The sequence below is a fragment of the Endozoicomonas euniceicola genome, assembly GCF_025562755.1.
Lineage (GTDB): Bacteria > Pseudomonadota > Gammaproteobacteria > Pseudomonadales > Endozoicomonadaceae > Endozoicomonas_A > Endozoicomonas_A euniceicola.
Genome location: NZ_CP103300.1, coordinates 4,798,282 through 4,820,439, shown reverse-complemented (window position 1 = coordinate 4,820,439; position 22,158 = coordinate 4,798,282). Strand labels below are relative to the sequence as shown.

Here is a 22,158-nt window from a genome sequence, read left to right as displayed (position 1 = left end):
TGACTTGCACTCTTCCCAACCTACAAGTCAAAAGTGATGAAACCAAGCTGCCAGTGATTATCTGAGTCAGGTAACAATCATCGATTTTGTGCAATAGACAGTCTGCACAACGCTGCCGGCGTAATTTCCGGCCTGACTGCAAAGTACGTCGGCAGCGCATCAGCACCTTCTTCATCCGAAAGTGCTGAGATTGTCTACTATTGAGAGATTTTGGGTCGCCCTTACACCGAAATTTCCTGAAACTTGTAGAACATTAGTTCCACAATATTTGGGGTTGTTGCAAAGGTTTGGAGCTTTTTCCATGTACGGTTTGTCATAAAACTCATCATGGCAACTCTCATCATGAGAACTCTTATCATGACAAGAGTAGCCCCGTTCTTTTGCAACAGCCTCAATTGAGGGCACAGGTATTAGTGCTTCTATCAAACGATGATCGTACGACCATCGTTCGACAAGAAGTGCTGTGTTTTCCATGGAACCTGCCAGACTTAAGCACCCGTTATCGGGCCGCTGACTTAAGTCCAACAGGCTCCGAGCAGTACAGAGGAGCAGAAATGCCCCAGAGCTTATTGCGATACACCAACATTCTCAGCATTGTTGGTGACTTGATTCGCGTTCAAGTGCCGAACCTGACGGAAGGCAATGCCCGAGCCAATTATGGCGACCTGGCATTGATCGAGCAGAATGGTCAACCCTATTCCATGGCCCAGATCATCAAGATCGATCATGAAGAGGTTTCCCTGCAGGTATTCGCAGGCACCAAAGGTCTGTCTACCGGTGCCGCCGTATGCTTTTTGGGTGAGCCAATGAAGGCGACCTACTCTCCGAACATCCTTGGCCGTATCTTTAATGGTGCCGGTGAACCAATTGACGGTGGCCCAGCGCTGGAACAGGATCCCAAGGTGGAGATCGACGGTCCTTCTGTAAACCCTGTTCGTCGTGTATTGGCGTCCCGCATGGTACGTACCAACGTACCAATGATCGACGTATTCAACACCCTGGTAGAGTCCCAGAAGATTCCTATCTTCTCCGTGGCCGGTGAACCGTACAACCGCTTCCTGGCACGTATCGCGATTCAGGCTGAAGCCGACGTGGTCGTGTTTGGCGGCATGGGTCTGATCTTCGACGATTACCACTTTTTCCGTAACGAATTTGAAAAGGCGGGCGTATCCTCCCGTACCGTTATGTTCACCAACCAGGCCTCTGACCCAACGGTAGAACGCCTGCTGACTCCGGACATGGCGCTGGCAGTGGCAGAGCACTTCGCCGTAGAAGAGTCCAAGAAGGTACTGGTACTGCTGACCGACATGACCTCCTACGCTGACGCGATGAAGGAAATCGGTGTAGCAATGGACAAGATTCCTGCGAACCGTGGTTACATGGGCGACCTGTACTCCCAGCTGGCGAAGCGTTACGAGAAAGCCTGTGACTACAAAGGTGCGGGTTCCGTTACCATCCTGGCAGTCACCACCATGCCGGGTAATGACGTTACTCATCCGGTACCGGACAACACCGGCTACATCACCGAAGGTCAGTTCTATCTGCACGACGGTGTACTGGATCCGTTCGGTTCCCTGTCCCGACTGAAGCAGATGGTTCAGGGTAAAGAAACCCGCGACGACCACTCACCGATCATGAACACTATGATCCGCTTCTACTCCGATTCCGTGAATGCCAAGCAGAAACAGGCCATGGCGTTTGAACTGTCCAGCTACGACCTGAAAACCATCCGGTTTGGCGACCTGTTTAAAGAGCGCTTTATGTCTCTGGACGCTGCCATGAGTCTGGAAGATGCTCTGGATCTGTGCTGGGAAACTCTGGCGGAATGCTTTGAACCGGGCGAGACCCTGATGAAGCAGAGCCTGCTGGAGAAGTACTGGCCCGGCCTTTCTGATGAAGAGCAGGCTGCCGCCGGTGTCGAGGAAGCAGCCGCAGTAGCAGAGGCATAAACCATGGCCAAGGTAGCCCTCAACAAAAGTTCGCTTAACAAAGAAAAGCGCAGCTTAAAAACGTACAACCGTTACCTGCCAGCGCTGGAACTGAAGCGCCAGCAGCTGATGGCTGAGCGTAAGAAAGCGGAAGAAGCACTGGCTGAGGCTCGCACCGAACTGGCTGACGTTGAACGTCTGGTACAGGCACAACTGCCGATGTTGGCTCGCGCCGACGTTCCGGTAGAAAATCTGGTTCGTGTAAAAAACGTCAAACTGATTGATGAAAACATTGTCGGTACAACTGTACCCGCCGTGGGCAACATCGATATCGAACTGACGCCCTACAGCGACCTGGCCAAGCCTCACTGGGTGGATTTCCTGGTGGAACTGCTGCAAAAGATGGTACGACTGCGTGTTGAATATCAGGTACGCGAACTGCGTTACGCTGAACTCGACAAGGCAACCCGTACCACTTCGCAGCGGGTTAACCTGTTCTCCAAGGTACTGATTCCTCAGACCAAAAAGAACATCCAGAAAATCCAGATTTACATGTCCGACCAGGACCGCGCCAGCGTTATGAACGCCAAGCTCTCCAAGGGCAAGGTGTTGGCGCAGGAAGCCAAAGCGGCAGCGGCTGGCTGAGCGGCTGCGCCTGGCAAGCGGCTGCGCCTGGAAAAGCGGCTGCGCCTGGAAAAGAGAGGCATTCTCTGGGAATAAGACATGGCTATAAAACAACTTAACAAGATCACCCTGTACGGACCGAGCCAGGACAAGGCTCATGTTCTGCAGGGTCTGCAGGCACTGGGCTGTCTGCACCTGATCCCGTTGACGGATCAGCCAGCGGAAGCCTCAGTGCGACTGCAGCCAGCGGAAGCCAGCGAAGCGCTGGCCTGGCTGGAACGGGCGCCCAGAACCAGACGACAGGTGAAGGACAAGTCCGCAGCGGACATCGATACGGTTGTGCGTGAAGTACTGGACAACAAGTCCAGTACACGCGAAGTCAGCGATGCCCGTGACAAACTGGAAGAGCGTATCAGGGACGTTCGCCCCTGGGGTGAGTTTCACTTCCCGAATCTGTCCGAGCTCGACGGACAACGCCTCTGGTTCTATGTTCTTCCCTTGGGCGAACAATCGACTCTGGATAGCATAGAGCTACCCTGGCAGATTATGGGCAAAGACCAGAAACACGCTTACGTGATCGTGATCTCTGACCAGGAACCGGCGGAAGACCTGCTACCGGTCGTGCGCTCACGGGTGGGTTCAGTGCCTTTGTCCCGTCTGGAAGATGAGCTGGAAGAGTCCGAACAGCTACTGGAAGACCTGTACGCTGAGCGCGAGGCCCTGACTCGCTGGAACTACCTGCTGGGTCAGGCAGTTGCCGCCCGACAGGACGCCGCAGAGCTGGCAGAAGCCCAGAGTACCACTCAGGATGAACAGGAGTTCTTCCTGGTACAGGGCTGGATTCCTGAAAGTGAACGTCAGGCAGCGGAGGCGTTCTGTCTAGAGAACGGTGTCGCTGCCCTGTTTGAAGAACCGACCGAAGACGACAACCCGCCGACCCTGCTGGAAAAAGCTTCCGGCACCGGTGGTGGCGCCGACGCCCTGGGCTTCTTCCAGACCCCGAACTATCGGACCTGGGATCCGGGCAACGTGGTGTTCTACTCGTTCTCCCTGTTCTTCGGCATGATCATGTCCGATGTGATGTACAGTTTCCTGTTCGGTCTCATCGTGTACATGTCCCGGGGCAAGCTGAAGCAGTCCGAAGCAGGCTCGCGCCTGATGAACATGGCGTACTTCATGTCCGCCGTGGGTATTGTCTGGGGTGTCATGATTGGCAGTTACTTCGGAGTTTCGCCGGAAGGCGGGATTCTCGGCGATATTGCCTTCGTGAACCTGAACGACTATGGCGCGATGATGAAACTCTCCGTATTTGTCGGTGTAGCGCACCTGGTCGTTGCCAATGTCATGACCGCCTGGGTCAACCGCTCAAGCAGTTATGCCCTGTCCCCCCTGGGGTGGGCGCTGGTCATGAGTGGTGGCCTGAGCACCTGGCTTGGCATGTCCGGCACCCTGCCGGAAACCTTTGCCGACCTGTTCGGTCCGGGCATGATGGCGGTGGGTGGCGTGTTCATCTTCCTGTTCACCAGTACCCGTAAGGTTCGCTCGGCCGGTGACCTGCTCCTGCGTGGTCTGGACGGTCTGAAAGCGGTCTACAACATCACATCTGCCTTTGGCGATGTGCTGAGTTACATGCGTCTGTTCGCGCTCGGCCTGTCCGGTGCGTCCCTGGCTATGACCTTTAACTCACTGGCGATGGACGTACTGCACTCCAGCCCGGTGATCGGGGTGCTGTTTGCAGGTCTGATTCTGCTGCTGGGTCACGTTCTTAACTTCGCTCTGTGTCTTATGAGCGGCGTGGTTCACGGTATGCGTCTGAACGTCATTGAATTTGTTAACTGGGGTCTGTCCGACGAGGGCTACCCGTTTAAAGCATTTAGTAAGAAAGAGGATTGATAATGGAAAACTTGATTATTGCACTGGGCTGGTTGGGTGTCTTCGCTCCTGTTGCGCTGGGCGCGGTAGGTTCTGCGATTGGTTGTTCGGTGGCCGGTCAGGCAGCCTGTGGCGCCATGCTGGACGTAGAGAGTGGCTACGGTAAATTCGTTGGTCTGTCTGCAATGCCATCTTCTCAGGTTATCTACGGTATCGTTATCATGTTCACCTTGAGCGGTCTGGGCGTGAGCGAAGCGACTGCTCCTGGCCTGTTCGGTATCGGTCTGCTGACGGGTGTTGCCCTGATGTACTCCGCAACCTACCAGGGTCAGGCGGTTGCTGCTGCGATCAACGCTTCCAAGAACAAGCCTGAAGTATTCGGTCTGTCCATCGCACCGGCTGCGATTGTAGAAGGCTTTGCGGTATTCGCGTTCGTATTCGCTCTGGTTATGGGTCAGTCCATCGCCGGCTGAACCATCCCGTGATGATGCTGAACCGCTGCCTTCCATAAAAGCAACGGTTCAGCCAATGGAAATCAGAGGAAATACACTATGACTGCAGCGATGCACCCCGAAGGTAAAGCGTCCGTTGGCGTTCAGGAACTGATTGAAAAACTGCGTAAGCAGGGTGTTCAGAACGGCCGCACCGAAGCGGACAAAATTATCAGCGACGCCGAGGCTCAGGCCGCCGAGCTGATCAAAGAAGCACAGACCCGAGCTGACGCCATTGTCGGCAAGGCTCGTGAAGAAGCAGACTTCATTACCAAAGCCGGTAAGGAAGCCCTGCAACTGGCAGAACGCAATGCCATCCTGGAACTGAAAGACTACCTGCTGGAGCAATTCTCCCAGCAAGTGACTGCGGTTGTCAGCAGCTCTATGGAAAAAGAAGAACTGCTGCAGAAGATGATTCTGGAAGTCGCTGGCGAAAACAACCTGCGTGGCGAAGACAACGTTGAAGTGGTTCTGCCCCGCAGTGTGATTGGTGTTGACCAGCTGCGTGAACACCCGGAGCTGGTGCAACAAGGCCCGCTGCTGGAGTTTGTCACCCGCCAGGCCGCTGACATGCTGGGCGAAGGTGTCACCTTCAGCATCGACGACAACACCGGCATCGGTTTCCGTCTGAAAGACAAAGACATCGAAGTCCAGCTGGACGATGAAGCCGTAGCTGCCGTACTGCTGCGCCACCTGCAGCCTCGTTTCCGCGCACTGCTGGAAGGCATCGTTAAATAACGCCGGTTGGGACGGGCACAACGCCCGCCCCAACCCGCGCAAGTCAAGGAGAATGAAATGGCAGAGAATGCCTACTACACCTTGCTGACATCGTTGCCGCATATCGACTCGCTGTTTGACAGCAAGATCACACCGATCTCCCGTCTGCAGCTTGATCGTCGACTGTCCATGCTGTCTACAGAAGATCGGGACACCCTGATCAAGGTGGAACAGCTTATGCACTGGAGCCACCTGGGCGAAGACGTCAATGAGGCTGCGCTGATCCGCCTGGCCGCACGACTGAGTTCCGAGCTGACCAGCGACACCCTGAAAGACCTGGTGAACTGGCGACTGGACATGCGCACCGTGGTGGCAGCCCTGCGCCGCAAAATGCGTGGAGCACAGGCTCCGGGCGATCCTCAGTGGAGCTACGGTTCCCGTTACGCTTACATCCGCCGTAACTGGAGCAACCCGACCCTGGGGCTGCAGCACGCCTTCCCATGGATTCCAACCGTTATCGAGTGCCTGAACAAGCAGGACTACCTGACGCTGGAAAAGACTCTATTGGAAGCCGTGTGGCGCAAGCTGGACGACGCTAGTCGCAAGCATAGCTTCGATTTTGAAGCCGTTATTATTTATGTGCTGCGCTGGAGCCTGGTTGCCCGCTGGACCGCCTACGATGGCGAGCAGGCAATGGAGCGTTTCCGCGAGCTAACGGATCAGGCACTGGGCGAATTCGTCAAACAATTGCCCGGCTCTGCCGCCTGATTCGGATTACTGGATATTGAAGTATGAGTGAACAAGCAAGTACTGAAGTAAAACCTGAGGCAACTGCCCGGGTCGTGGCAGTGATGGGCGATATCATCACCATCGAAAGCATCAGCGAAAAACCGCTGGTAAAAAACGAAGTGGTGTACGTTCTGCCAAGCCGTCGTTCCAACGAAGCCGTAGACGAACAGCTGATGGCGGAAGTGCTGCGGGTACGTGGCAATACCGCTGACATTCAGGTGTTCGAAGATACCCGTGGCGTTGCTGTAGGCGACGGTATCATCCAGACCGGTCAGCTGCTGTCTGTGGATCTGGGTCCGGGCATCCTGGGCATGATCTACGACGGTCTGCAGAACCCGCTGGAGCGTCTGGCTGCCATTCACGGTAAGTTCCTGCAACGCGGTGTTGCGGTAGAATCCCTGGACCGCGCCCAGACCTGGGCCTTCACCGCCGTTGCCAAGATCGGCGACAAACTGCGTGCCGGTGAAACCTTCGGTACTGTGCCGGAAGGTCGCTTCACCCACAAGATCATGATTCCTTTCGACACCGACGGCGAAGTGGAAGTGGTATGGATTCAGGAAGGTAACTTCTCTGTTGATACCGTTGTTGCCCGGGTGAAGAACGAGCGTGGTGAAGAAGTCGAGCTGACCATGTACCAGAAATGGCCGGTACGTCGCTCTATTTCCGAGACTCTGCAGAAGAAAGGTAAGACAACCCGTCAGTACCCGAACACCCCCCTGGTGACCACTCAGCGTATCGTCGATACCTTCTTCCCGATTGCCCGTGGTGGTACGGGTTGTATTCCTGGTCCATTCGGTTCCGGCAAGACCGTACTGATGCACTCGTTCTCCCGTTACAGTAACGCCGATATCGTTATCGTGACCGCCTGTGGCGAACGTGCCGGTGAGGTGGTAGAAACCATCGAAGAGTTCCCGCACCTGCAGGACCCGACCACTGGCGGTGCCCTGATCGACCGTACCGTGATCATCTGTAACACCTCCTCCATGCCGGTAGCGGCTCGTGAAGCCTCCATCTACACCGGTCTGACCCTGGGTGAATACTACCGTCAGATGGGTTACAACATCCTGGCACTGGCTGACTCCACCTCCCGCTGGGCGCAGGCGATGCGTGAAACCTCTAACCGTCTGGAAGAAATTCCGGGTGAAGAAGGCTTCCCGGCGTACATGGACTCCGCCATCAAGGGCGTGTACGAGCGTTGCGGCGTTATCACCAACGAAGAGGAACAGGAAGGCTCCCTGACCATGATCGGCTCTGTATCACCGGCCGGTGGTAACTTCGAAGAGCCGGTGACCCAGGCCACCCTGGGTACCGTTAAGACCTTCCTGGGTCTGTCTTACGACCGCGCTTACAAGCGTTTCTACCCGGCGATCGACCCGTTGATCTCCTGGTCCCGTTACCTGGATCAGCTGAAAGACTGGTACGGCAACAACCTGTCTCCGGAATGGGTAGAAGACGTTAAGGAAATGCAGAAGCTGCTGGTTCAGGGCGACAGCATTAACCAGATGATGCAGGTAACCGGTGAAGAAGGCGTGACTCTGGAAGATTATGTGACCTTCCAGAAATCCTTCCTGCTGGACATGGTTTATCTGCAGCAGGACGCTTTTGACGATGTCGACAGCAGCTGCCCCCTGTCGCGCCAGAAAGCCTGTTTCGAGCTGGCTGTGAGTCTGATTCGCCAGAACTACAACTTTGCTGATAAAGAAGTGGCCCGTGATTACTTCGTGAAGCTGACCGGTCTGTTCAAGAACCTGAACTACTCTCACGACGGTTCTCCGGAATACAACGGCTATATCCAGAAGATCGAGGAACTGCGCAGCCAGTTTATTGGTTCAGCCAAAGCAGCGTAATTCAAACAATCGTTTGAGTTTATAAAAGCCACAAACACTCGCTTTGTTTGTGGCTTTTTTTTACCTTTTCACCACAAAAATCAATCTTATTATAAGCAAGATTTTTTTATTTCAAATACTACTAAAAATACTACCTCCTTCCTTCTATCAAATTTTTCGGGAGTCATTCCCGATAATTCGTGGTCAAAAAATCTAAATCGTCAGCATCGACTTGCAGCTATCCCATTAGCTGCTAAAAGTTTTTGTTTACAGTCAAGTTATCCGTGCAAGCAAAAGCGTTGTGATCTTTTTATCCGTTTGAGGTAGCAGAATGAAAAACGAACGTATCATTTTTATAAAAAGCGCTATTGCAGCGGCGATTAGCTCGTCCTTTATTTACACCGCAGCCCTGGGTAATGAACCGGAACTGGAAGCTTACACCTGGGATGCGAAAACTTCGGTTTTTCACTCTCATCCGACCAACATTGAATTCAGACAAACAGAAGAAAACCAGTTCAGGCAACCTGTTATCCAGCCTCTGAATTATAACAAGAGGAACATGCCTTATTTGGAGACACTGAGTGATGAGCTGAAGAAGTCAGGGGTTGATATTTTGGTAGAGACCAAAGATTCAGACAATGGCCTGAAAGCAAGCTCCTTTGTCGTTCGTATCCAGAAAGGCGGAGAAGATGCGTTCTTGATGGAACGAGATATAGAAAACGGGCAAACCACAATTGCACTTCATGAAAAACTTACGGAAGAGAGAAGACTAAATAAGAATATTGCGGATTTTTGGAGGAAGAAGGCCCAAAAAGATTTAATGATTAGTAATAATGCCATTGCACCCCCCGATGCCGTTCAAGACATCCTCAATAAATTAGCCGATAGAGAACACCCGTTATCACACCAAAGCGAAAATAAATATAAACAATTAATCATTCAAACGGACGGTGAAACTGAGAGCCCTAAATTTATAAACAGCTTCTCAACTGGTAGTGAGCTACCTGACGCCGCCACAATGGTTGATATTGATGGAGCCATAGCTGTCATGATGACAGCCTTTATGCATACTCAATTCAAACAGCAAGCCAATTTGGAGCATTCGGATGAAAATACTAAAAAGTTACTGGCGTCTATGCTGGTCGATCAGCCAGGCTTTATGGTGGGAGCCAAAGATGTTTCTGATCTTGCGAAGATTAAACATGCCCCGGTTTTCCTCATACGCAAAACCGATAGACAAATCGAACTCATGCAGCAGCCTGCCACCGCACACCGCTATCTGAAACTACACCAATATAATGAACAAAGCGACCAGGCTGACTACAAGGATATTACTTTATCAAAAACGGCTATCGAGGATTTACGCGAAACAGCTTATCGTTCTCAATTGCAGCAGCTGGTCATGATGCTGGCTCGTAACAAACACTCCAATACACTTCCGGGGAAGATGGAAATACAGAAACTGGCTTCTGATCAGGAACTGCTTTTTCTGTGTGACGCCAAGCTCAAGCATGAAAAAGCAAAATCGATCACTTTAACGAGCGATGAACAAAGGCACGCTGCCAACCTGATAGACCCTGAATCTTTGCTGACCTATCTTCGTGATCAGTTTATGAAACATCCCACCGTTGGGCATTTTGTGATGGACACAACGCTAAAAGAGGCCGTCACCGAACATCTGACCAATAAGGTCGTAGAATCAGCACCTGATGGTCTCAACTATCTTTATGAATTCAAACGATATACATATCCACAAAAAAAAGAACAGGTCAATGTTTATCGTGAAACCCACAACAATAAAATTGAGAAACTTAATCAGGAATACAACGAACTGAATAAGGTTAATAATCTGATTAAAACCTATGCCAAAGATTCAGGCTACGATACAGAGCAGTTTGCAAAACAGAAAGAGTTAGAGGACATCCATAAAAAAATCATAGCGCTCATCAAAAATACAGAGCTACCTGAATTCTCTCAAGTACCCGCGAAAGATACACCGTCGTATGACCAGTTGAAAGAAAAACTGAAGACAATGGCGACAGCCAGAAATAAGAAAGAAACCAGAGAACAGATTGAAGGCTGGAATAATGAACCCATTATCGAGGTAACTGACCAGCTCCATAAACCTCTGCACAATATTATTAAAGCAGAGTTACCAGATATAGTTATGCAGCCTGGTAACAAAGGTATGCCTGATTTAAAACCGCTGATACAACTGCTGGAGCAATCCAGTAGCCACGACAAAAAAGAGCTTAATAAAGAAAAAGAAGCGTTAGGTAAGCTATTAGATATCAAAGACCCAAAGGCTTTCCAAGAAGAATTCGATAAATATTCAGAAAACAGAGATGACTTAGAATCTTATAATAAAATTCACAAGAACATGCTTGAGCTGAGGAATTTGGTTGCGATCAATACGTGGGATGAAAAAAACAAGGCCAAAGCGCTTGAAATTATCTCACCTTGGGTAGAAGATGCTAAATCAGAATCAGCTGAGCAATTTAATCAATACCTTGCAAAAAACACAGACGGTGTTCTAGATAATTTTAGAAATGCTTTTGACAACCAGGGAGACGAGGTAACTGTCAAGTCGAGCATTAAGGATGCCATGGATTTAGAGATTGCAAAAGAAGCCATTAATATCGGAACCATTCGTCAAAAGCTGTCTGCCACCAATAAAGAACTGCAAAAGCTGAATGATTTACATGAAGAACTACTCACTATTAAAGAAGTTGCAGAAAAAGAGGCTACAACTGAAATTGAAGGAATGTCATCAATTAAGGATCAGCTGGAAGCTATCGATGAAGAATCAAAGCCTGATGAAGTGCTCGAAGTCATCAAAAATCTTAAGCCATCTGGCGCTAACGATGATCAAATGCCATTAAACCAAGCCTGGAAAATGGTTCACGGTGTTACGCAGGCAGCAGTGGAAATTAGAAAGCAAGCCCCTTTTTTAGGAGGTGACGATGACGGGGATATTGACCTGGATTACCTTCATACCCATCGGCAAACCATCGACAAATTCAAAGAAGATTGCGAAAAATGCAGCTCGACAGAAGCCTGGAAAAAAATCGTAAACCAACAGCCCGATGACCTGACGGATGAATATGGATACCCACACACTGACAAGCTCCAGGAAATAAAGGAACAAACTGAAAAAACACTAGACGAAATAGAGCAAAAACGCTTTACCTACAACTTATGGCAAGCAGACCCAGATGACACTTACAAGAAGCATAAAAAAAACCAGCTTAAAATAGAGAAGCTGGAGGAAGAAAAGAAAGCATTACAAGAAGAAGTCGCTAACCAACCTTTACCTGCCGAAAAAGAAAAGTATATTCATCATTACCTGGAACTTGAACCAGGCAGCAAAGAGGCAATAATGCTGGGTGATTTACTGAGGCTCGCTAAGGCTGGCGTTCCTGAGGAAGCTTTCGAAAAACTGGGCTTTAACAGCCAGATAGACGCCACGATACTAACAGCCCTGACAACAGATAAGGATGCCCCCTCTGATGAGATAAAAAGCATTACTCACAGACTGGTGACAAATCGTGAACATATTGATCCAATGCTCGAAAAGCTTGGAGTCATCAAAGCGATTGAAGCAAAGTCCCATAGAGAAATCTTAAACTCGATTCTTATTGAAAGCAGTAAAACCGCTGATCAGGATTTGACGAACCTGTCCGAAACCTATCACAAAGCAACCATGGCGCTTGGAAGCTATAACGAATTTGCTATTCCGTTTATCAAGGCTTACAAGGAAGACCCTGGACTTTTCGATGAAGTGCTGGCATCACTTCAGTTTTACGCTAAAAACAAGAAAGATGATCCAGCCGAGCTCCTAAGACGGGAAAAACTGGATAAGCTTGGCCTGACTCTGGAAAAGTCCGAGGCACTCATCAAACTCATCACCAGGAGCCCTCAGTTCAAACAACTGAACGATGAGCAGATCATTAAGATAACACTTCTTGACATGACCAGTGCCGAACTCAGCAGGTACGATGAGTTCGGTTACAAAGTCAGGCAAAGCATTGCTGCAATGAGAAGATACGCCAGCAATGTGGCGCAGCGCCTTAACCAGAATGCCCAAAGCACCCAGCGGTGGTTAAAAGACAGTGGCTATAGCGCTACTGTCGCTTCCTACGACACCCTTCAAAACTTGCTCTACCTATACGCCAGAAACCGTCTGAATGTCTATCTGGACGATATTGCTTATAACAATGGCAGGGGTCTGATTGCGGCCATTAATGACACCGGGGAAGGGCTGGATGAATTCCTTCTGGCTGCCGGTCTGGTTCGTGGAGAGCATCAGCAACAGGTTGTGTCAGATATCCTGAATTACTTTGGCAATGAGGCTATTCGTGTCTATGACGAACGCTTCCGGCACATACTGGGAGAACGTGCCGACTTTATGGACAATGTTCTCAAACCCACTGCTTTAGCTGTTCAGGCTCCCGTCGGGTTTCAGGAAATCGGCGCCGTGCTGAAGCTGGGCGGAGAAGGTAACGTCTGGAGCTGGAACACTGCCTGGCATGCCTTTGGCTACACCGCCATTGGTATCATTGTTGATCTGACAAGGGGCAACCAGTACAACAAGATGATGATCCAGGCCATTGACCCCGCAATGACAAATTTTGCAGAGTGGATGGATGGTAAAGCCCACCACTACTCCGACCAGGCCAGCCCGGAAGATAAATATTACTCGGAACTCTGGTCTTCGACCGTCAAACACTGGAACGGATGGCATGACTACCTGGGACAGACTCATGTTGCGAAAGTCGGGCGTCCTTTCGCAGAAGTCGCACAAAGCTGGATCACAACCAAAATCTATGGCGCAGCATTTGTTCCTCTTTTAAACGCTAAAACGTATGCAATAACTAACCCCGGCCTCAGGGCTAACATGCAACCAGAAGTACCCTACTGGAAACCCGGCATAAGGTCAGTCATCACCTATCATATCGCCAAAGAAATTTTCTACGACTGGGCCTACAACGACCTTACCAATGCCAAATACGGGCTGGAAGGCTTTGCCGGAATTGCAGACCACTTGAACGGGGTACCCACTACCGAAAAAAACAGCTGGTCTCAGTGGGTCGAAAAAGATCTGCATAAGCTGAGCCTTAGCTCCGCAGATACCCGCTTTGCCGAGGGCAAAGACCTGGCATCCTGGACCCCCTATACCAATGTTGTGAAAAGTGTTGCCACTGACGCTGCCAGGGTTGGTCAGATAACCGGACTCAATAAACTGGCTGGCTTCTCCCGGGGAACCTATGACCAGTTTGGTAAGCCTGATTTTGCCGATCAGGTCAGAAGGTCCAACACGGTATCGTCATGGATGGGAACACTGAGTGAATACAGTGCCTGGGCTCTGAAGAAATCTCGCGTTTCAAGTGCGATTCTCTGGAGTTATGACAAGCTGGAACAACCCGTTAAAAGTGTTCTTTCAACGGCAGCGAGTGGTCTTTCAACAGCCGCTGGCGGCATTACTTCCGCAGCCATTATGTCAAAAGGCAAATGGCAATCCGTTGAAAATCGGCTCTATGAATCCCTCGGCTACCAACAGGTTAACAAGTCGGGTTCTGACCAGCCCCTTACCACAGGTCAGAGTGAAAAGAACGAAGCCGAAGTTATTGATCAGCAGACCATTGGGCTTGAGCAAATCGGTGCAAAAAAGCCACCATTAACAGAAAACAATGAAGACTCTATAACGCCGACTCCCGACCTGCAATCCATGGCCGGTCAAGGTGAAAAAAGCGAAGCCAATGTTATTGATCAGAAGCCCATTGCGTTTGAGCAAGTCAGTGCAAAAGAGCCACCAGTAACAGACAGCGAAGTCTCTATCAAGCCGACTCCTGACCTGCAATCCATCGCTGGTCAAGGTGAAATGAGTGAGAATAATGCGGAAACCAATGCACCTGAAGAAGATGAGGCGAGTGAAGGATTCTACGGTGATGACGATGACGACGACTACGACTACGATGATGAACCCTCTAACGAGGATAATTATGAAGAAGGTGACATCGACAGGCCGAACCCGGACGTCAGTGACAAACCACAGTAGTGCAAAGCAAGGTGATCGAAGAGGAACCACCCAGGGCCAGAAGAGGCGGAAGTCCCCTAATCTCTGAAGTCAGAGCGGAGAGATAAGCCTTTCCCCTCGTTGCCACATAGCCTATTTTTCATAATAACTTTTTATAGCAGAGACATTGACTATGAAACCACTAGCATTGCGCCTTCTTCCCGCAGCGCTACTGACCACCCTTATCGCTTTTTTATCCCCGTTAGCCAGTAGTCAGGACTCCGATTTCCAGAATCCGTCATTGGAGCAAGAGACTGAAGACGACTATATGATCACTGACTATGAAGAAGTATACGATCAGGGGCAGGAAGACATGAGTTTTGACGAGGAAGAAAATAACGAATTTCCAAATGACTATAACGATGAAGAAGAGGACGACAATAGAGAATACTGATTTCTTTGTCGTCCTGTTTACGACTATTGCCTGATAGCCTGGCGGCAGATTGCTTTGCAAGCTTGAAAAGCTGACAAAGGCGGATGTCTATTCCTCACTGTTGCGGAAACTCAGGGCAACCGAGTTCATGCAATAGCGATGGCCTGTTGGCTCAGGACCATCCGGAAATACATGCCCCAGATGTGCGTCGCACCGGGCGCACCGAACCTCGGTGCGATGCATACCATGACTGTCATCTTCCCGATAAACGACAGCCTCCTGATTAACGGCCTGCCAGAAGCTGGGCCAGCCACAACCCGCATCAAACTTGGTGCTTGAGTCGAACAGCACCTGGTCACAACAGACGCAGTGATAAATCCCGTTTTTGTTAAACACAGCATACTCACCAGAAAAAGGGGCTTCTGTGCCAGACTCCCGACAAACCCTGAACTGCTCGTCGGTCAGCTGTTCACGCCACTGGGCTTCTGTTTTTTCTACTTTCATCGTTTACTTCCTCCGTTTCCTGCACACCCTGTCAAAGTCATTGAGACTGTGGACTAGACATCAACAAAAGACAGCGATAAATTACCCTGCGACAGAGTCTTTTTTTACGTAATAACTCGGAAAAATAGGCAAAAACCAAAATTAACTCTTCACTGTATTCCTGTCAGACTCTTAGAGTCTCTCTTAAAGGAACGCTCTCCAGCAGGAAGTGGTATTACCGGTATCCCCATGAAGGCAATTGAAAAATCCCTGAAACTGGATAATGTCTGTTACGACATCCGCGGTCCAGTGTTGCGCGAAGCGAAGCGCCTTGAAGAAGAAGGCCATCGAATTCTGAAACTGAATACCGGTAACCCTGCTGCCTTTGACCTTGAAGCGCCTGAAGAAATCGTTCAGGACATGATCCGAAACCTGCCTAACGCCCAGGGTTACTCAGACTCCAGAGGCCTGTTTTCAGCCCGCAAGGCCATTATGCAGTACTGCCAGCAAAAAAACTTCCCGCAGGTTGAGCTGGACGACATCATCATTGGTAATGGTGTCAGTGAACTGGTAGTCATGGCTATGCAGGCACTGCTGAATAATGGCGATGAAATGCTGGTGCCAGCACCGGATTACCCTTTATGGACCGCTGCCGTCAACCTGTCAGGCGGAAGGGCAGTGCATTATCTGTGCGACGAACAATCTGACTGGTACCCGGACATTGAGGATATTCGCAGCAAAATCACCTCGAAAACCCGTGGCATTGTTGTTATTAACCCCAACAACCCTACCGGTGCCGTTTACCCCGAAGCATTGCTGGTGCAGATTGTAGAACTCGCCAGAGAGTATGACCTGATTATTTACGCTGACGAAATCTACGACAAAATTCTTTACGACGGTACGGAACACACCGCAATGGCAGCCATTGCCGACGATGTACTGTGTATATCCTTTAACGGCCTGTCCAAGTCCTATCGTGCAGCAGGCTTTCGGGCAGGCTGGCTGATTGCCAGTGGCCCCAAGCATCGGGCGCAGGATTATCTTGAAGGTCTGGAAATGCTGGCGTCCATGCGCTTGTGTTCGAATGTGCCAGCTCAGTACGCGATCCAGACCTCGCTGGGAGGTTATCAGAGCATTAATGACCTGCTGCTTCCGGGAGGCAGACTGCTGGATCAGCGTAATACGATCTATAGCCTGCTGGATCAGATTCCCGGAGTTTCCTGCGTCAAGCCCAAAGGCGCACTCTATGTCTTCCCCAGACTGGACCCAAAGGTTTACCCAATACACGACGACGAAAAGCTGATTCTGGACCTGCTCTTACAAGAAAAAATACTACTGGTTCAGGGAACCGCCTTTAACTGGCCGAACCCCGATCACCTCAGAATCATTACCCTGCCCAGGGTAGAAGACCTTGAGTCAGTTGCCACTAAGCTAGAACGCTTCCTGAGCCGATATAAGCAATAGCTTCCCGGCGGTCGGGAGACGCTCCGGGGGGAACCATGGCAGATATTCATATCGACGACTTCTATCACGACTGCACCCGAATTCTGGTGCAGCTGTATGACGCTTTTCCCCGTCTGACATCGGTTTATATTGACAATATCATCGGTCGCTTTGAGACCGACGAATACGGCATTCCTTCACGCCGTCATCAGGCCTGTTTTGACACCCTGCTGTGGCTGGCGGCTGAAGGTTATATTCGTTATCTGGACCGGGTTCGCCTTGAAGGGCTGGATCAGGTAGTACTCTCGGAAAAAGCCTTGCTGCGACTGCACCAGCTCATGCCCTTCGAGCCGGATTCGTCAACGCCTGCCAGCATTGTTCGTAAACGCTCGACCCTCGTCTGGGAACTGAAGCAGTCATTAAAGTCCGGCAGTAGCGAGGCCATCTGCCTGACGGCCCGACGATTCTTTTCCTGAGGTCTTAATTAAACAGCTGACATTGATTTTTGGTAATCCTTCAACAAACTGTAAAAGTAATCAATCACTATTGATAAACACTTCAACTCACCTCATATTTCTACTATCCAATGGCCTGATTGCTGAACCGTCGGGTCAACTATTGAACCAATACAGGTATCAAATTTTGTAATGAAAAGAATACTGCTATTTCTGGCCACAAACCTTGCGGTTATGGTGGTGGCAAGCATTACACTCAACATTCTCGGTGTCGGCCGCTATCTCACCGCTAACGGGCTGGACATGGGCGCACTGCTGGCGTTCTGTGCCGTATTCGGATTCGCAGGCTCTTTTGTCTCCCTGATGCTGTCCAAGACCATGGCGAAAATGGGTACCGGCACTCAGATTATTGATCAGCCACGCACTGCTCAGGAACGCTGGCTGCTGGATACAGTTAAAGAGCTGTCAGATAAAGCCGGTATCGGCATGCCGGAAGTGGGCATTTTCCCCTCACCAGAGTCCAACGCCTTTGCTACTGGCTGGAACAAAAATGCGGCCCTGGTAGCCGTCAGTCAGGGCTTGCTGGATCGCTTCAGCCCAAGAGAAGCCAGGGCGGTTATCGGGCATGAAATTGGTCATGTTGCCAATGGCGACATGGTGACCCTGACACTGATTCAGGGGGTGGTGAATACCTTTGTCATGTTCTTCGCCCGAATTATTGGCTACGCCGTCGACAGTTTCCTGCGTCGTGATGACGAAAACTCTGGCGGAGTGGGTATCGGCTACTACATCACCAGCATCGTGGCAGAAATTGTTCTGGGTATTCTCGCCAGTGCCATAGTTATGTGGTTCTCCCGCCAGCGCGAGTTCCGGGCTGACCAGGCTGGTGCCGAGCTGGCTGGTCGCAGTGATATGATTGCAGCCCTTGAACGCCTGCGCTCTGAATACGACGCCCCCAGCGTCATGCCTGCCACCATGAGTGCTTTTGGTATTCGCAGCGGCCTGAAGAGTGGCATTGCCGCCCTGTTCACCAGTCATCCACCGCTGGAAGATCGTATTCTGGCGTTACAATCCTCCCGTTAAACAAACAAACGGCGAGGGCAATCATGCTACCCTCGCCGCTTATTCCTCCTCCCCCAACTCCTCGCCTGAAAATTCACTAACAGACGCCCTCAGATAAAATAGTTATCCAACACCTGATTCTTCGGCTATTTTTTATTTCTGTTCTAATTCCCGGCCAATTGAGAAAAGTTACCTTAACGAATAAAGATTATAATCATGCCTGAAAATAGACATCTGGTATCATTCTTATTTGCTCTGTACTTAAGCTTAATGCCCTTCCGGGCAGTCTGGCCCGGCATACCAGACTGGAGCATGGTCATTGCGACCAGCAGTCTTGGCAGAGAGGAAAGAACCCTGATTGTTTCACTTCAAAAAGAAGGGTTGAATGATGACTTCTCAGGCCGGCGTTCAGAATCCGATGATACACTTTATTCCGGATTTACTCCAAATCACGAAATATCTTTATTAAGGCTGCAAGGGAATGGCTATATAGAAGAAATATATCTGCAGAATCAGGGTGATGACAGGATCCCAATAATCCCGGGTAATATTTTTTCCCGCAACGATGCTTACAATCATAACCTCTGGAACCGACAATCACGGCATGCGTTGCTGGTGATACCTTCGCTGAATCAACAAACATCAGAAAGTAATCTTTCTGGTTTCAACAATGACGATTTTCTCACTTTCTCATTTTCCCATGCAGATTTAGAGAATATTAATACGACTGACTGTGGTAATAATGCCTTACATTTTTTAAGGCATGATGATCAATGGACTTTATTCATCGAACTGTACCGTTTAACCGGGCAATGCCTTATAGATCTGCCTGAAAGCACGCCTGTGAGTTTAATATCTGCAGAATTAACCGGCCACTCCAAAACCGTAAAGCTTCCGTTAGAAGCAACCCCTCCGAATACAACAGAACAGGCGACAGAAAAACATCCGGCACCCACCCCTTCAACTGAAGCAGTCGCTCAAGATTCAGCCCTGGTCGTCTATCTTTCTCCAGCCACCATTGGTGATCAGTTATATGACCAGCATTATGAGAGGCTTTACACCACCCGGATCTGGTTAATGGCCAGAAGTCAGGCTGACAGCAATACTGAGCTTAACAACCACAAGTTAGTCTTATCAGAAAACTTTAAATTTAACGCACCACCTGACCAAGATTATTTAAAATCAAATCATAGAAAAACAAAAAAAACCACTCTGGAGGAAATCATACATTTATCAAAACGCCTCGATAAAGAAGTCGAAAAACTGTTAAACCTAAGTAAGACTGAAATCAAAAACTTACAAAACTTATTGCCAGTTATTGAGATTACTCGGCAGTTAGTCAGCAAAACAGATGAAATCAAAATGTTAATAATCTCTTATAACAAAAGGACAAATAATAAAAAATTCAGTCATAAACAAAAAATAGATGGAATTTACAGGACAATTCTTTCAGCCATTAATTTTCTATCTCTTTTTGTCGCAGGAAGTAACTATGAAGATATTTCCACTAAGATTACCGTTAACGGTGAGAAAACAACCATTATTGATGTTATTGCAGAATGCTACAGTGCTCTGCCATCTTTATTAACTGAGGATAAAACATCCCTTCACCGATTCAAGTCAATTAATGATCAAGTCAACACAATACTAACCGACACCATCTCCGCTATTGAAATGCAGCCAGATAATGAAAATTTTAAAAAACGGTCGCACAGCGCCTTAGCAAAAATATTCAAAACCATTATTTCCAGCCGCTGGTATTTTCAAAACGATGAATTTACATACAACCTATTCAGCATAGCGGGTCAGGTTTTTATTAATGAAAGTAATGTGGAGCTTATGTTTCTCCTTGCTCAGCATTTGAGTGAACACTATAAAAAAGACACATACAACGATTATGATCAGGATAATAAGAAATTTTTTACCGATGATTTGATTGATTTAATTTGGATAAAGTTTAAAGAATTAATGCCTCGTATTGACATACCCACCAAACAGTTATACGACTTCGAACAACAAGCAAGGGATATAGACATCGACACCAACGGATGGATTGGTCATATTAACAGCTATGAACAGGCGAAACAGAACCTGAGGTCCCACAAAGAAGCCATTCTGGATCAACGAGCCCGGGAGAATGCTGATAATCTGATAAAAGAGATGGAAGAAATGTATCAAAAAAAACAGGAAAAACTCCGTAAAGCAAGGCAAGCCAGAAGTCAGAAAGCTGCTAAACCTACGATAAAAACAGACCTGGCAGAGCCTGCCAAAACACTTTCAGACACCGCAGTAACAGAAACGACTCCTGATCCCAAACCGCTGCCAGACAAACCCGAACCCTGGGAGCAGCTTTACCAGAAAGGCATTCATGAGCTCACCAGCCACAACTTTGAGGCGGCGCGTTCTTTTTTCCGGGAGGCATTAAACGCCCAACCCGGACTCCTGAATGAAGCAACTATCTATTCAGCTATCGCAGATACCTACTTTGTACCCGGAGAGACACAGCAGAAAGCGATCCGCCAGGCTTTTGCTCAAACACAGGTTTTACTCAATAAAATGCGCCATGCCACTGATCAGCCAATAGATAAACAACAACTAAACAGCCTCTCAGAGCAGTTTCTCAGCCTTGCAGAAAAGCTGGATAAGCCCATTAAACACTCTGCTGAAAACCATCTTAAATCGATACAATGTCTGGAAGCAGTGCCTGCACAACAATTAGAGGAGGTCTCTGCAAAAGATCATGCCAGCGGGTTACTCGCCATTTTAAAGCAGGAGGGAGAGCAGCTTGAGCAGATAAAGAAACTTATATCAGAAAGCATAGATACGCTACTTACAACTTATGACCTCAGAAGGGACTTTATTCTTAATATGTCATCCGGCACACCACCTAAAGCCAAAACGAGTAAATTGCCTTCGGAAGAGGCAAGATACAAACAGTCTCTTCTGTCATTAAAAAATCAGCTAACTCCCGGGCATCGGACAGAAAAACCTCAAACAACCACAAAAACACAGCGTTCTCAAAACAAGCAAATCATCAGCCTTGAACCCGATACATGTTTCAGTTCATTCTTTCAAGCTCTTGAGCAGGCCGATAAAATCAGGCAAAACTGGAAACTGGAAACTCACAGTGCAGTTGCGGAAGTCGACAGTCATACTCAGAAAATAAACAGGGAGCTGATCCAAACATTTTATAAAGAGAACCCTGGTTTCAGCTTCAAAAAACTCAGAAAAAATCTTAAGGGAAAACTTATCAAGTCCTCAAATATTCAGTCACTTCTCAAACAGTTAGGTAACAATGAGTCATTTTCATACAACGCTCAGCCACAGCCTGATGACTTGCTGTATCATTTCCTTACCTCACACAACAGGGCAGTTGCTGACGTTGATGCCGATCATTTTTGTATGTTCAACGCCATCACACTCTGGCTTAGTCATAATCGAGAGGCCACCTCTGCCTTTCCGGGCATTCAAAATGGGCAGGATCTGTTTCTTGCTTTAGCGCCCTACGCCATTGAACTGGCTGCGCAACACCCACGAAACAGCGGACTCAATGCCATTGCCGCCGCTTTTTATGTTAAGGAGCCCAATATTCAGCTATGGGGATCCAACGATATGCTGCACACCCTGATATCTCCAATACTGGGAATCCCGGTTATGGTGTTTGATAACGGGCAGATCGAAGCAAGCCGTGTCATTAATGCGATGTTATACGATAACTCGGGCAGTGTGCATGTTATTGAACAGGATCAGATATTCAATGTAATGACCAGCAACACACTGGTGCTGGTACATAGCTCTAACCACTGGATGACTGTATTGCCGACACCAGAGCGTCACGGCCCTGCTGAAACCCTCCCCGATCCCGCCGAACGTCTGCTGAACGCTCCATTGCTGCTCAACCACCAGGAATCAGTGCCTGTTGGTACTTCTGCAATTATTCACTCCCATTAGATCCCCACTTTTTTTGTGCTCATGGCTGTTTCTTGCGCTCATGGCTGTTTCTTGCGCTCATGGCTGTT

The 22,158-nt window shown here is 49.1% G+C and carries 14 protein-coding genes; 13 read left to right on the top strand and 1 reads right to left on the bottom strand.

Annotated elements, in window-relative coordinates; translation table 11 throughout:
* The first annotated feature begins 413 nt into the window (after positions 1-413).
* The 9 genes from NX720_RS19495 to NX720_RS19455 all read left to right on the top strand — a co-directional run bounded on the left by NX720_RS19495 (position 414) and on the right by NX720_RS19455 (position 14,717).
* A complete protein-coding gene (locus NX720_RS19495; RefSeq protein WP_262596856.1) occupies positions 414-1,949 on the top strand; it encodes a V-type ATP synthase subunit B in 1,536 nt (511 codons plus the stop codon).
* A gap of 3 nt (positions 1,950-1,952) precedes the next feature.
* Positions 1,953-2,573: a V-type ATP synthase subunit D gene (locus NX720_RS19490; RefSeq protein WP_262566347.1), complete on the top strand. Its 621-nt coding sequence runs from the start codon at positions 1,953-1,955 to the stop codon at positions 2,571-2,573.
* Positions 2,574-2,651: 78 nt separating this feature from the next.
* Positions 2,652-4,445, top strand: a complete 1,794-nt coding sequence (locus tag NX720_RS19485; RefSeq protein ID WP_262596855.1) for a V-type ATP synthase subunit I — start codon at positions 2,652-2,654, stop codon at positions 4,443-4,445.
* A 2-nt stretch (positions 4,446-4,447) separates the two neighbouring features.
* Entirely contained in the window at positions 4,448-4,897 is a 450-nt protein-coding gene (locus NX720_RS19480; protein ID WP_262566344.1) for an ATP synthase subunit C, read from the top strand.
* A 78-nt stretch (positions 4,898-4,975) separates the two neighbouring features.
* Complete coding sequence (locus NX720_RS19475; RefSeq protein ID WP_262596853.1) at positions 4,976-5,653, top strand: hypothetical protein; 678 nt, start codon at positions 4,976-4,978, stop codon at positions 5,651-5,653.
* A gap of 57 nt (positions 5,654-5,710) precedes the next feature.
* Positions 5,711-6,400: a DUF2764 domain-containing protein gene (locus NX720_RS19470; protein WP_262596851.1), complete on the top strand. Its 690-nt coding sequence runs from the start codon at positions 5,711-5,713 to the stop codon at positions 6,398-6,400.
* A 23-nt stretch (positions 6,401-6,423) separates the two neighbouring features.
* Complete coding sequence (locus NX720_RS19465) at positions 6,424-8,268, top strand: V-type ATP synthase subunit A (protein ID WP_262596849.1); 1,845 nt, start codon at positions 6,424-6,426, stop codon at positions 8,266-8,268.
* 310 nt (positions 8,269-8,578) lie between these two features.
* Positions 8,579-14,305: an MlaD family protein gene (locus NX720_RS19460; RefSeq protein WP_262596847.1), complete on the top strand. Its 5,727-nt coding sequence runs from the start codon at positions 8,579-8,581 to the stop codon at positions 14,303-14,305.
* Between the two features lie 151 nt (positions 14,306-14,456).
* Complete coding sequence (locus tag NX720_RS19455; RefSeq protein ID WP_262596846.1) at positions 14,457-14,717, top strand: hypothetical protein; 261 nt, start codon at positions 14,457-14,459, stop codon at positions 14,715-14,717.
* An 87-nt stretch (positions 14,718-14,804) separates the two neighbouring features.
* Here NX720_RS19455 and msrB read toward each other — a convergent pair whose 3' ends face one another.
* On the bottom strand, positions 14,805-15,200 hold the full coding sequence (msrB, locus tag NX720_RS19450) for a peptide-methionine (R)-S-oxide reductase MsrB (protein ID WP_262596845.1): 396 nt from the start codon (positions 15,198-15,200) through the stop codon (positions 14,805-14,807).
* Positions 15,201-15,428: 228 nt separating this feature from the next.
* Between msrB and NX720_RS19445 the strand changes: the two genes are divergently transcribed.
* From NX720_RS19445 to NX720_RS19430, 4 genes are all read left to right on the top strand, one after another.
* Positions 15,429-16,643, top strand: coding sequence for a pyridoxal phosphate-dependent aminotransferase (locus NX720_RS19445; protein ID WP_262596843.1), 1,215 nt, complete (start codon positions 15,429-15,431; stop codon positions 16,641-16,643).
* A gap of 35 nt (positions 16,644-16,678) precedes the next feature.
* Positions 16,679-17,098, top strand: a complete 420-nt coding sequence (locus NX720_RS19440) for a hypothetical protein (protein ID WP_262596841.1) — start codon at positions 16,679-16,681, stop codon at positions 17,096-17,098.
* 171 nt (positions 17,099-17,269) lie between these two features.
* A complete protein-coding gene (gene htpX, locus NX720_RS19435) occupies positions 17,270-18,160 on the top strand; it encodes a protease HtpX (RefSeq protein ID WP_262596839.1) in 891 nt (296 codons plus the stop codon).
* A 195-nt stretch (positions 18,161-18,355) separates the two neighbouring features.
* Entirely contained in the window at positions 18,356-22,090 is a 3,735-nt protein-coding gene (locus NX720_RS19430) for a hypothetical protein (protein ID WP_262596837.1), read from the top strand.
* Positions 22,091-22,158 lie beyond the last annotated feature (68 nt).

Excerpts from the sequence above, each read along its gene's own strand:
- NX720_RS19490 (WP_262566347.1), top strand. The coding sequence starts at position 1,953 with ATGGCCAAGGTAGCCCTCAACAAAAGTTCGCTTAACAAAGAAAAGCGC.
- NX720_RS19485 (WP_262596855.1), top strand. The coding sequence starts at position 2,652 with ATGGCTATAAAACAACTTAACAAGATCACCCTGTACGGACCGAGCCAG.
- NX720_RS19480 (WP_262566344.1), top strand. The coding sequence starts at position 4,448 with ATGGAAAACTTGATTATTGCACTGGGCTGGTTGGGTGTCTTCGCTCCT.
- NX720_RS19475 (WP_262596853.1), top strand. The coding sequence starts at position 4,976 with ATGACTGCAGCGATGCACCCCGAAGGTAAAGCGTCCGTTGGCGTTCAG.
- NX720_RS19470 (WP_262596851.1), top strand. The coding sequence starts at position 5,711 with ATGGCAGAGAATGCCTACTACACCTTGCTGACATCGTTGCCGCATATC.
- NX720_RS19465 (WP_262596849.1), top strand. The coding sequence starts at position 6,424 with ATGAGTGAACAAGCAAGTACTGAAGTAAAACCTGAGGCAACTGCCCGG.
- NX720_RS19460 (WP_262596847.1), top strand. The coding sequence starts at position 8,579 with ATGAAAAACGAACGTATCATTTTTATAAAAAGCGCTATTGCAGCGGCG.
- NX720_RS19455 (WP_262596846.1), top strand. The coding sequence starts at position 14,457 with ATGAAACCACTAGCATTGCGCCTTCTTCCCGCAGCGCTACTGACCACC.
- msrB (WP_262596845.1), bottom strand. The coding sequence starts at position 15,200 with ATGAAAGTAGAAAAAACAGAAGCCCAGTGGCGTGAACAGCTGACCGAC.
- NX720_RS19445 (WP_262596843.1), top strand. The coding sequence starts at position 15,429 with ATGAAGGCAATTGAAAAATCCCTGAAACTGGATAATGTCTGTTACGAC.
- NX720_RS19440 (WP_262596841.1), top strand. The coding sequence starts at position 16,679 with ATGGCAGATATTCATATCGACGACTTCTATCACGACTGCACCCGAATT.
- htpX (WP_262596839.1), top strand. The coding sequence starts at position 17,270 with ATGAAAAGAATACTGCTATTTCTGGCCACAAACCTTGCGGTTATGGTG.
- NX720_RS19430 (WP_262596837.1), top strand. The coding sequence starts at position 18,356 with ATGCCTGAAAATAGACATCTGGTATCATTCTTATTTGCTCTGTACTTA.